Here is a 10,212-nt window from a genome sequence, read left to right on the forward strand (position 1 = left end):
GTGAAAACCGCCTTCTGGCGCCTACATAAGGGAGGCAATTGTCCCCCCGGATTGATGACAAGAATTGCCGGAATTTGAACCGGCAAGAATTGGAGTATGAACATGGCTGCCGTGCAGGAAACAATCGATCAGGTTCGCCTAATCGATGTGGACCAGTACAAATACGGTTTTGAAACCGTCATCGAAGTGGACAAGGCGCCAAAGGGTCTTTCGGAAGATATCATCCGTTTCATCTCGGCCAAGAAGCAGGAGCCGGAATGGATGCTGGAATGGCGTCTCGACGCCTATCGTCGCTGGCTGACCATGGAAGAGCCCACCTGGGCACGCGTCGAATATCCGAAGATCGACTTCAACGACCTCTACTATTATGCCGCGCCGAAAAGCAGCGCCGGCCCGAAGTCGCTCGAAGAAGTCGATCCGGAACTGTTGAGGGTCTACGAGAAGCTCGGGATTCCGCTGCGCGAACAGGAGATTCTGGCTGGCGTCGAGACGCCCCGGGTCGCCGTCGATGCCGTCTTCGACTCCGTCTCGGTCGTGACCACCTTCAAGAAGGAACTGCAGAAGGCCGGCGTGATCTTCATGTCGATCTCCGAGGCGATCCGCGAACATCCTGAGCTGATCAAGAAATACCTGGGTTCGGTCGTTCCGACCTCGGACAATTTCTATGCGACGCTGAACGCCGCCGTGTTCACCGACGGTTCCTTCGTCTTCGTGCCGAAGGGCGTACGGTGCCCGATGGAGCTGTCCACCTATTTCCGAATCAACGAAAAGAACACCGGCCAGTTTGAGCGCACGCTGATCATCGCCGAGGAAGGCGCTTACGTTTCCTACCTCGAAGGCTGCACGGCTCCTCAGCGTGACGAGAACCAGCTTCACGCCGCCGTGGTCGAACTCATCGCTCTCGACGATGCGGAGATCAAATATTCGACGGTCCAGAACTGGTACCCGGGCGATGCCCAGGGCAAGGGCGGCATCTACAACTTCGTCACCAAGCGCGGCGATTGCCGCGGCGCCCGCTCGAAGATCTCGTGGACGCAGGTCGAGACCGGTTCGGCGATCACCTGGAAATATCCGAGCTGCATTCTTCGCGGCGACGATAGCCGCGGCGAGTTCTATTCGATCGCCGTTTCCAACGGTTATCAGCAGATCGACAGCGGCACCAAGATGATCCATCTCGGCAAGAACACGTCGAGCCGCATCATCTCGAAGGGCATTTCCGCCGGCAATTCGAACAACACCTATCGCGGCCAGGTGTCGATCAACCGCCGGGCTTCCAATGCCCGCAACTTCACCAATTGCGACTCGCTCCTGATCGGTGACCAGTGCGGTGCTCATACCGTGCCCTATATCGACGTGAAGAACGCATCGGCACAGATCGAGCACGAAGCGACGACCTCGAAGATTTCCGAGGACCAGAAGTTCTACGTCATGCAGCGCGGCATTCCCGAAGAGGAAGCCATCGCCTTGATCGTCAACGGCTTCGTCAAGGACGTCATCCAGCAGTTGCCGATGGAATTCGCCGTCGAGGCCCAGAAGCTGATCGGCATCTCGCTCGAAGGCTCCGTGGGCTGATGGCCCGCTGTCCGAATATCGCGCATTGACGCGTCACCGAATAAATCCGGAAGGATAAGAAACATGCTTGAGATCAAGAACCTGCACGCACGCATCGCCGAAGACGGCACCGAGATCATCCGCGGCCTGAACCTCACCGTGAAGGCCGGCGAAATTGCGGCCATCATGGGCCCGAATGGCTCCGGCAAGTCGACGCTCTCCTACATCCTGTCGGGCCGCCAGGATTACGAAGTCACCGAGGGTGATATCCTCTATAACGGCGAGAGCATTCTGGAACTCGACCCGGCCGAACGGGCCTCCAAGGGCATCTTCCTCGCCTTCCAGTACCCGCTCGAAATTCCGGGCGTCGCCACCATGCAGTTCCTGAAGGTTGCGATGAACGAGCAGCGCAAGGCGCGCGGCGAATCCGAACTGACGACGCCGGACTTCATCCGCCGCGTCAAGGAAGCCGCCGACAAGCTGAAGATCGACCAGGCCATGCTGCGCCGCCCGCTCAACGTTGGTTTCTCCGGCGGCGAAAAGAAGCGCGCCGAAATTCTGCAGATGGCGCTGCTCGAGCCGAAGCTTTGCATCCTCGACGAGACCGACAGCGGCCTCGACATCGACGCGCTGAAGATCGTCGCCGACGGCGTCAACGCGCTGAAGTCGCCGGACCGCGCCACCATCGTCATCACCCATTACCAGCGCCTGCTCGACTACATCGTGCCGGACACGGTTCATGTGCTCTACAAGGGCCAGATCATCCGCTCCGGCGACAAGGCGCTTGCGCTTGAGCTGGAAGAGAACGGCTATGCCGATATCATCGGAGAAGCGGCTTAAGCGGCCCGAAGGGAAGGATGTTGTCATGAACATGCAGACGACAAGCCGCCTCACGGCTGCGGAAACCGCGCTGGTCGAAGCCTTCGGCGCGCAGATCGGCGACCTGCCGGGCAATGGCGCCGTGATCGGCACGCGGGACCGGCTTCTGGACGATCTCAAGAAGTCCGGCCTGCCGACACGCCGCATCGAGGCCTGGCATTATACCGACCTCAAGAACCTGCTGCGCGTCCTGCCAGACGCCGCGACCGTTTCGGCAATCGATCCGGCCGCGCCTCTGGTCGAGGGCTCGAAGGTCCTTTCGATCCTGCAGGGTACTGCCGATGCGAAGGCCGCCGTTGACGGTGTCGAGATCGCGCTCTTCAGGGACAGGCTCGCCGACGGCTCAGCCGCGGCCGGCCTGACGGCGCTCGACAAGGACGACGCGATCGGCCGCATCAACGGCAGCTTCGTGCGTGATGGTTATGCGATCGCCGTTCCGGCCAATACGGAACTGGATGCGCCGATCGAACTGCAGGCCCTGCACGGCGCGGGCCAGGTCCATACGCGCTTCCCGGTCTCGTTCGGCGCTGCTTCGAAGGCGACGATCATCGAGCGTCACCGGTCGGTGGCGGAAGGTTCAGCGCTTGTGTCCTCGATCAGTGACATCGCACTGGAGGACGGCGCTGACATCACCTGGATCATCCTGCAGCAACAGGCCGCAGAGGACACCCATCTCGGCCAGATCCGCGTAAAGCTCGGCACCGATGCCAAGCTGCGCCTGTTCGTCATCAATGCCGGCGGCAAGCTGGTGCGCCAGGAACTGCGCATCGACGTGGCCGGCGAGGGTGCCGAACTGACGCTGCGCGGCGTCAACCTGCTCGGCGCGGAAAGCCACACCGACGTCACGCTCGTTCTCGGCCACAACGTGCCGAACACCAACTCGACGGAGATCATCCGCAACGTCGTGTTCGACCGCGCCAACGGCGTCTTCCAGGGCATGATCCGGGTCGCTCCGGATGCCCAGAAGACAGACGCCAAGATGTCCTGCAACACGCTTCTGTTGACCGATGATGGTGGGTTCTCGGCCAAGCCCGAGCTCGAAATCTTCGCCGACGACGTCGTCTGCGGCCATGGCGCGACGGTTGCCGATATCGAGAGCAGCCATCTCTTCTACCTGATGGCGCGCGGCGTTCCGGAAAACAAGGCGCGGGCCATGCTGGTCAATGCCTTCGTTGCCGAGATCGTCGAGGAACTCGAGGAAGAAAAGCTGGTCGAGGCGCTGGAAGGCGTCATCTCGGCTTGGCTTGAAAAACACGCCTGAGAAGGGGCCCGATATGGACCAGAGTGCACCCTCGATGACCTACGATGTGGAAGCGATCCGCCGGGATTTTCCGATCCTGTCGACGATGGTGCACGGCAAGCCGCTGGTCTATCTCGACAACGGGGCCTCTGCCCAAAAGCCGCAGGTGGTGATCGACGCGATCAGCCACGCCTATTCCAGCGAATATGCGAACGTCCATCGCGGCCTGCATTTCCTCTCGAATGCGGCGACCGAAGCCTATGAGGCGTCGCGCGAAAAGGTGCGCCGGTTCCTGAATGCCGGTTCGGTGGACGAGATCGTCTTCACCAAGAACTCGACCGAGGCGATCAACACGGTCGCCTACGGCTGGGGCATGCCGAATATCGGTGCCGACGACGAGATCGTCGTGACGATCATGGAGCACCATTCCAATATTGTGCCCTGGCATTTCATCCGCGAGCGGCAGGGCGCCAAGCTCGTCTGGGTGCCGGTCGACGACGAGGGTGCCTTCCATATCGAGGATTTCGAAAAGTCTCTCACCGAAAAGACCAAACTGGTCGCCATCACCCATATGTCGAACGCGCTCGGCACCGTGGTTCCGGTCAAGGAAGTCTGCCGTATCGCCCACGAGCGCGGCATTCCGGTTCTGATCGACGGCAGCCAGGGCGCCGTGCACATGCCGGTCGATGTCCGCGACATCGATTGCGACTGGTACGTGATGACCGGCCACAAGCTCTATGGTCCGTCCGGTATCGGCGTGCTTTACGGCAAGTCGGACCGGTTGAGGGAGATGCGGCCGTTCCAGGGCGGCGGCGAGATGATCGTCGACGTTACCGAGGACATCGTCACTTACAACGATCCGCCGCATCGTTTCGAGGCGGGTACGCCGCCGATCGTCCAGGCGATCGGGCTCGGTTATGCGCTCGACTACATGGACAAGATCGGCCGCGCCGCGATCGCCCGTCATGAAGCGGATCTTGCCGCTTACGCGGCGGAACGCCTGCGCGCCATCAACTCGCTGCGGATCATCGGCAATGCGCCGGGCAAGGGCGGCATCTTCTCCTTCGAGCTCGCGGGCGTCCACGCCCATGACGTCTCGATGGTGATCGACCGAAAGGGCGTGGCGGTCCGCGCCGGCACCCATTGCGCCATGCCGCTCTTGAAGCGCTTCGGCGTCACCTCCACATGCAGGGCATCGTTCGGCATGTATAATACCCGTGCCGAAGTGGATGCGCTGGCCGATGCGCTCGACTACGCGCGAAATTTCTTTGCTTGAGGACTATTGCCATGGCCGCCGATGAAACGGAATTGAAGTGGGACGCCCGCGAAGGACTGATCCAATCCGCTATTCCGGCCGATGAGTTGGCGCGACTGAGCGACGACGTGATCGGAGCGCTGAAAACGGTCTATGATCCGGAAATCCCTGCCGACATCTTCGAACTCGGTCTGATCTACAAGATCGACATCGAGGACGACCGCATGGTGAAGATCATGATGACGCTGACTGCCCCAGGCTGCCCGGTCGCCGGCGAAATGCCGGGCTGGGTGGAAAACGCCGTCGGCGCCGTCGAAGGCGTGTCCGGCGTCGAAGTCGAGATGACCTTCGATCCGCCGTGGACGCCGGAGCGCATGTCCGAAGAAGCCCAGGTGGCTGTCGGCTGGTATTGATCGATTAATCGGTCGGTACTACATTTGAATCGTGAAACACCGGACCTTGAATCCGTGTGCGGAAGGAGAATGAGCCCATGGGCTTCGCCATTATGACCATGACCGATGCCGCGGCGACGCGCGTCAAGCAGCTCGTCGCCAATTCCGGAACGGAGGCCAAGGGCCTGCGCGTCGGGATCAAGAAGGGCGGCTGCGCCGGCATGGAATACACGGTCGATCTCGTCACCGAGCCCAATGCCAAGGACGACATGATCGAGCATGACGGCGCGAGCGTCTGGATCGAACCTTCCGCCGTGCTTTATCTCCTTGGCACCCAGATGGATTTCGAAGTCACGCAGATGCGCTCCGGCTTCACCTTCGTCAATCCGAACCAGACGTCTGCCTGCGGCTGCGGCGAATCGGTCGAGCTGAAGCCTGCGGATCTCGCCGCGCTCGCAAAGCAGCGCGAAACCGAAGTCCACGCCTGATTACCTTCATGAATTCGTCAGATAGGCGAGGAGCGTCTCCATCGCTCTTCGTGCCGCTTCGATGTCGCCCGCCCGGATAGCGCGGATGACGGCGACATGCTGGGTCACGGCCTGATCCAGCCGTTCGATAGAGGCCGTCGAAAACCACCGCCGCCGCGAATGGGTCTGGAGCGGCGCCAGCGCCGACGTCAGGAACCGGTTGGGGCAGGCCTCCTCCAGAACCTCGTCGAAACGCTTGTCGGCATCCAGGAAGCCGTGAATGTCACCGGTCGCCGCTGCGGCACCCATTGCCTTGGCGCAGTCGAGCAGGGCGCTGCGTTGCTCATCGCTGGCATGTTCCGCCACCAAGGCTGCTGCAACCGGTTCAAGCTGGCGCCGCACCTGCATGATGCTGTCGTGGTCGCTCTCGATGATCTCGGTGACCTGCAGCCCGACGCGCGGGCGCACCCGCATCAATCCCTGCCATTCGAGTTTCTGGATCGCTTCGCGCACCGGTGTGCGGCCTTGGCCCGCAAGGCCGATGAGCTGTTTTTCCGTAACCAGCGCACCGGGCGGCAGCTTCATGGTGACGATCATGCTTTCAAGCCGGTGATAGGCCTGTCTGCTGAGCGATTCTGCTTCGGAAGTCATGGTGTTCCTCTCTGATATATCAGACGGTGACATGTCGCATTTGGGATGGCAAGCCGAGTTGATATATCAGTCTGCGGTATATAGTGGTCGTCAGCGCCCTGGCGGCCAGAGGCGCGATGCTCATTCGTGACGAAGCGCTTCGATCGGATTGAGCTGCGCCGCACGCCGCGCGGGGAAATACCCGAACACCATGCCGATCGCTGCCGAGAAGGCAAAGGCAAGCAGGATGATCGTCGGGCTGGCGACGAAGGGCACGCCGAGGAAGCTGACGACGCCATAGGCAAGCGCAAGGCCGGCAACGATGCCGCTGACGCCGCCGAAGATCGACAGCATCACCGCCTCGACGAGGAACTGGGTCAGCACCTGCCGCTCAAGCGCACCTATCGCGAGGCGAATGCCGATCTCGCGGGTGCGTTCGGTGACCGAAACCAGCATGATGTTCATGATGCCGATGCCGCCGACCAGCAGGCTCACGGCCGCGACCGCGCCAAGCAGGCCGGTCAGCAGCACCGTCGTGCCGGTCATCGCCGCGGCAATCTGCGACATGTCGTTGACCGAGAAGTCGTCCTCGCGGCCGATCGCGATCCTGCGCCGTTCGCGCAGCAGGCTTTCGACGTCCGACTGGACCTTTGTGGTCGCCACGCCGTCCTGCGCCGACAGGATGATGCTGCTGATCGTCGTCGTGCCGCCGATCCGCCGCTGGTGGAGTTTCAAGGGCATGATGACCGTGTCGTCCTGGTCGTCGCCCATGCCGGACTGGCCCTTGACGGCGAGCACGCCGACCACCGGGCAGGCGATATTGCTGACGCGGATATTCTGCCCGACCGGATTGGCCGCGCCAAAGAGTTCCTTGCGCACCGTCTCGCCAATGATGCAGGCAGCCTGGCTGCCGCGGTCCTCGTTGGCGAGGAATGACCGGCCGAGCGACAGGTCCCAGTCCTGGGCGATCAGATAATCGTTGTTGGTGCCGATCACGCTCGACGAATGGTTGGCGCCGCCGGCAATCACGGTCGCCGTGCCGCGGTTGACGGGCGCCACGGCGCGAAGCCCGGCCACCTGTTCCTGGATCGCCAGGACATCCTTGTCGTTGAAGCGCTTGGCCTCGCTGCTGGCGCGTCCCGGCCCCCATTGGCCCGGGCGAACGAACAGCGTGTTGGTGCCGAGGCGGGAAAGTTCGGCCTGCACCTTCGCCGTCGTGCCGTTGCCGACCGTCACCATGGCGATGACCGCTGCAACGCCGATGACCACGCCGAGCACGGTGAGGAAGGAACGCAGCATGTTACGGCTGATCGCACGCCAGGCCAATTTCGCCGTCTCAAAGAACATGGTCGTGCTCCTTCACCTGCGCCTGATCCGAAGCGAGATGACCGTCGATGAAGCGCAGCAGCCGCTTGCCATAGGCGGCGATGTCCTCCTCGTGGGTGACCATGATCACGGTAATGCCGTTGTCGCGGTTGAGCCGGGTGATCAGCTCCATGATCTCTGCGCTGGTCCTGGTGTCGAGATTGCCGGTCGGCTCGTCGGCGAGCAGCACGGCGGGATCGGTGACGATGGCGCGCGCGATCGCCACGCGCTGCTGCTGGCCGCCGGACAGTTCCTGCGTCGTATGGCCCTCGCGCCCCTTGAGGCCCACCTGTTCCAGCGCGATCATCGCGCGTCTGCGCCGCTCGCGATGATCCATGCCGCGATAGACGAGCGGAAGCTCGACATTTTCGACAGCGGATGTGCGGGCGAGCAGGTTGAACCCCTGGAACACGAAGCCGAGCATGTGACGCCGCAGCAGCGTCAGCTGGGCGCGGTCGAAGCCGCTCGTCGGAATGCCCTGGAACAGATATTCACCGGAGGTGGGCACGTCGAGCCCGCCGATGATGTTCATCGCTGTGGATTTGCCGGAACCGGACGGACCCATGATCGATACGAACTCGCCCGCCGTGATCGACAGGTCGATATGATCAAGCGCACGGATCGTCGCTTCGCCGTGCCCGTAGAACTTCGAGACCTGCCTGAAGGTGATGATGGGAGGGAGCGTCATCAAAACCCTCCTCAGCTCGCCCGGGCGACGGCGTCCGTGATCAGCAGGTCGCCTTGCTTGACCTCGCCGGATTTCAGCACCGTGAACTGCCCGTCGGTCGGGCCGGTCTCGACCTGAACCCGTGTCGGCACGCCGGCGCGCAGCACCCAGACGGCACGGCCTGCACTCGAGGCATTGTCGCCACCGCGATTGCCGCGCGGCCGGGGCGGTGCGAAAAGCCGGGTGAGGAAGTTGCCGCGGCTGCGCGCCGTTGTCGGCGGCGAGTAGCGCAGCGCCGCGTTCGGCACGAGGAGCGCGTCGGTGACCGATTGCACGGTGATGTCGGCGGTTGCCGTCATGCCTGGACGCAGCAGCAGGTCGGCATTGTCGACCGTCAGGATCGCCTTGTAGGTGACGACGTTGGAGACGGTTTCGGATGCAAAGCGCACCGCCTGGATCGTGGCCGGAAAGTTGCGGTCGGGATAGGCGTCGACCGAGAATTTCGCCGACTGTCCTTCCTGGACATTGCCGACATCCGCCTCGTCGACGGCGACCTGCAGTTCCATGCGCTTCAGGTCGCCGGCGATGGTGAAGAGCACCGGCGCATTCAGCGAGGAGGCGACGGTCGCGCCAGGATCCACGTCGCGGGTCAGCACGATTCCATCGATCGGCGAAACGATCTTGAGCTTTAGAAGATTGAGTTCCGAGAGCCGCAGATTGGCTTCGGCGGAAAGAACGGACGCCTCGTTGACGGCCTTGGTGGCGAGCGCCGAATCATAGGTAAATTTCGCCGCGTCGAGCTCCTGCTGGGTCGAAATGCGGTTGCTGACGAGGCCGGTCAGGCGGTCGAGCGAATTTTTGGCCGAGGCAGCTTCCGCTTCGGCCTTCAGCACGTTGGCCCTTGCCGATGCCAACTGGGCGCGAGCGCTCTGGACATCCGCCTCCTGCTTGTTGGTGTCGAGTTCGGCGAGCACGTCGCCCTGTTTCACCGCGCTGTTGTAGCTGACATTGACCTTGCGGACAGTGCCGGACAATTCGCTCGATATGTCCACCTGATCGGTCGGCTGGACCGAGCCGGTCGCCGTGACGATGACCGAGAGGCCGCCGCGCTTTGACGGCTGGGTGGTGTAGTCATAGCGCGGGCCGCTGCTGCCGAAATAGCTGTAGGCGCCTGCCGCGGCGGCAACGACAACAACAAGGACCGTCGGCCAGACCCAGCGGCGCTTCTTGCGCTGGTTTCCCGAAGTGGCCAGGATCGCGGCGAGATCGGGCGTGCCGCTGGTCTTTGTTGCCGGGTCGGGGGTGTTCTGCACGTTCAACGGTCTGTCCTTTGCTGGGTAGCGATACAACCGGGACTAAATCTCCCGCTGCGCCGTCCTGCGGCGCAAATCCGCCGGAAGCGTGGTCGCCGGAGGGAATTCTTCTGCTCTCTCAATGACATGAAACCGGAAATGATAAAACTTAAATATCGGTAACCTATGGAAGCGAAAGAATAATTTCCGTTTCGGCCTGCGCTGAAAGCCTGGAAATAGTAATGGTGTATAAAAATACCGGTATACTGATAGTATTATTGTAGAAAATTCTCTGTATTGGCTTGCGCTTTCGCAGCTATTCTGGCCGCTCAAGGCGTCTGCCACGCTAGAGCGGTTCATGTTTTGACGGAAGCATATCCTGCATTTGTGAGATAGTTGGCGCATTCGTCGGGCAGGATTGTTTCGACCAGTCTGCCGATGTGACGCCAGGTGTCATCGATGGTGCGCTTTTGT

General features: G+C 61.8%; 10 protein-coding genes and 1 pseudogene. 6 read left to right on the forward strand and 5 right to left on the reverse strand.

The annotated features are described in order from the left end of the window. The first annotated feature begins 102 nt into the window (after positions 1 to 102). From sufB to sufA, 6 genes are all read left to right on the forward strand, one after another. Positions 103 to 1,572 carry a Fe-S cluster assembly protein SufB gene (gene sufB, locus C5J22_RS25935; protein ID WP_105401464.1) on the forward strand — a complete coding sequence of 490 codons (1,470 nt, stop codon included), beginning with the start codon at positions 103 to 105 and terminating at the stop codon, positions 1,570 to 1,572. Between the two features lie 63 nt (positions 1,573 to 1,635). After that, positions 1,636 to 2,391: a Fe-S cluster assembly ATPase SufC gene (gene sufC, locus C5J22_RS25940; RefSeq protein WP_105416098.1), complete on the forward strand. Its 756-nt coding sequence runs from the start codon at positions 1,636 to 1,638 to the stop codon at positions 2,389 to 2,391. 25 nt (positions 2,392 to 2,416) lie between these two features. Continuing rightward, positions 2,417 to 3,691: a Fe-S cluster assembly protein SufD gene (gene sufD, locus C5J22_RS25945; protein WP_105440575.1), complete on the forward strand. Its 1,275-nt coding sequence runs from the start codon at positions 2,417 to 2,419 to the stop codon at positions 3,689 to 3,691. Between the two features lie 13 nt (positions 3,692 to 3,704). Then, positions 3,705 to 4,946: a cysteine desulfurase gene (locus C5J22_RS25950; RefSeq protein WP_105440576.1), complete on the forward strand. Its 1,242-nt coding sequence runs from the start codon at positions 3,705 to 3,707 to the stop codon at positions 4,944 to 4,946. 11 nt (positions 4,947 to 4,957) lie between these two features. Continuing rightward, positions 4,958 to 5,338, forward strand: a complete 381-nt coding sequence (locus C5J22_RS25955; RefSeq protein WP_038586774.1) for an SUF system Fe-S cluster assembly protein — start codon at positions 4,958 to 4,960, stop codon at positions 5,336 to 5,338. A 77-nt stretch (positions 5,339 to 5,415) separates the two neighbouring features. Then, positions 5,416 to 5,805, forward strand: coding sequence for a Fe-S cluster assembly scaffold SufA (gene sufA, locus C5J22_RS25960; RefSeq protein WP_105440577.1), 390 nt, complete (start codon positions 5,416 to 5,418; stop codon positions 5,803 to 5,805). Between the two features lie 6 nt (positions 5,806 to 5,811). Here the strand turns inward: sufA and C5J22_RS25965 are convergent, their stop codons facing one another. The 5 genes and pseudogenes from C5J22_RS25965 to C5J22_RS25985 all read right to left on the reverse strand — a co-directional run. Further along, positions 5,812 to 6,435: a GntR family transcriptional regulator gene (locus C5J22_RS25965; RefSeq protein WP_105440578.1), complete on the reverse strand. Its 624-nt coding sequence runs from the start codon at positions 6,433 to 6,435 to the stop codon at positions 5,812 to 5,814. A 120-nt stretch (positions 6,436 to 6,555) separates the two neighbouring features. Continuing rightward, positions 6,556 to 7,761 (reverse strand): ABC transporter permease, encoded by a 1,206-nt coding sequence (locus C5J22_RS25970; protein ID WP_105440579.1) that lies wholly within the window; start codon positions 7,759 to 7,761, stop codon positions 6,556 to 6,558. After that, a complete protein-coding gene (locus C5J22_RS25975) occupies positions 7,751 to 8,467 on the reverse strand; it encodes an ABC transporter ATP-binding protein (RefSeq protein ID WP_105440580.1) in 717 nt (238 codons plus the stop codon). The genes C5J22_RS25970 and C5J22_RS25975 overlap by 11 nt, the downstream gene beginning before the upstream one ends. Before the next feature lie 11 nt (positions 8,468 to 8,478). Continuing rightward, the gene (locus C5J22_RS25980) at positions 8,479 to 9,765 is read right to left on the reverse strand and encodes an efflux RND transporter periplasmic adaptor subunit (protein WP_371412670.1); all 1,287 of its coding nucleotides are present in this window, start codon (positions 9,763 to 9,765) and stop codon (positions 8,479 to 8,481) included. Between the two features lie 329 nt (positions 9,766 to 10,094). Continuing rightward, positions 10,095 to 10,212, reverse strand: a pseudogene (locus C5J22_RS25985) (IS630 family transposase); the annotation flags it as partial.

It is taken from the genome of Neorhizobium sp. T25_13 (assembly GCF_002968675.1).
Taxonomy (GTDB): Bacteria; Pseudomonadota; Alphaproteobacteria; order Rhizobiales; family Rhizobiaceae; genus Neorhizobium; species Neorhizobium tomejilense.

Bases quoted from the DNA above. Each gene is read 5' to 3' on its own strand.
- sufB (WP_105401464.1), top strand. From the start codon at position 103: ATGGCTGCCGTGCAGGAAACAATCGATCAGGTTCGCCTAATCGATGTG.
- sufA (WP_105440577.1), top strand. From the start codon at position 5,416: ATGGGCTTCGCCATTATGACCATGACCGATGCCGCGGCGACGCGCGTC.
- C5J22_RS25955 (WP_038586774.1), top strand. From the start codon at position 4,958: ATGGCCGCCGATGAAACGGAATTGAAGTGGGACGCCCGCGAAGGACTG.
- C5J22_RS25950 (WP_105440576.1), top strand. From the start codon at position 3,705: ATGGACCAGAGTGCACCCTCGATGACCTACGATGTGGAAGCGATCCGC.
- C5J22_RS25975 (WP_105440580.1), bottom strand. From the start codon at position 8,467: ATGACGCTCCCTCCCATCATCACCTTCAGGCAGGTCTCGAAGTTCTAC.
- C5J22_RS25970 (WP_105440579.1), bottom strand. From the start codon at position 7,761: ATGTTCTTTGAGACGGCGAAATTGGCCTGGCGTGCGATCAGCCGTAAC.
- C5J22_RS25965 (WP_105440578.1), bottom strand. From the start codon at position 6,435: ATGACTTCCGAAGCAGAATCGCTCAGCAGACAGGCCTATCACCGGCTT.
- sufD (WP_105440575.1), top strand. From the start codon at position 2,417: ATGAACATGCAGACGACAAGCCGCCTCACGGCTGCGGAAACCGCGCTG.
- sufC (WP_105416098.1), top strand. From the start codon at position 1,636: ATGCTTGAGATCAAGAACCTGCACGCACGCATCGCCGAAGACGGCACC.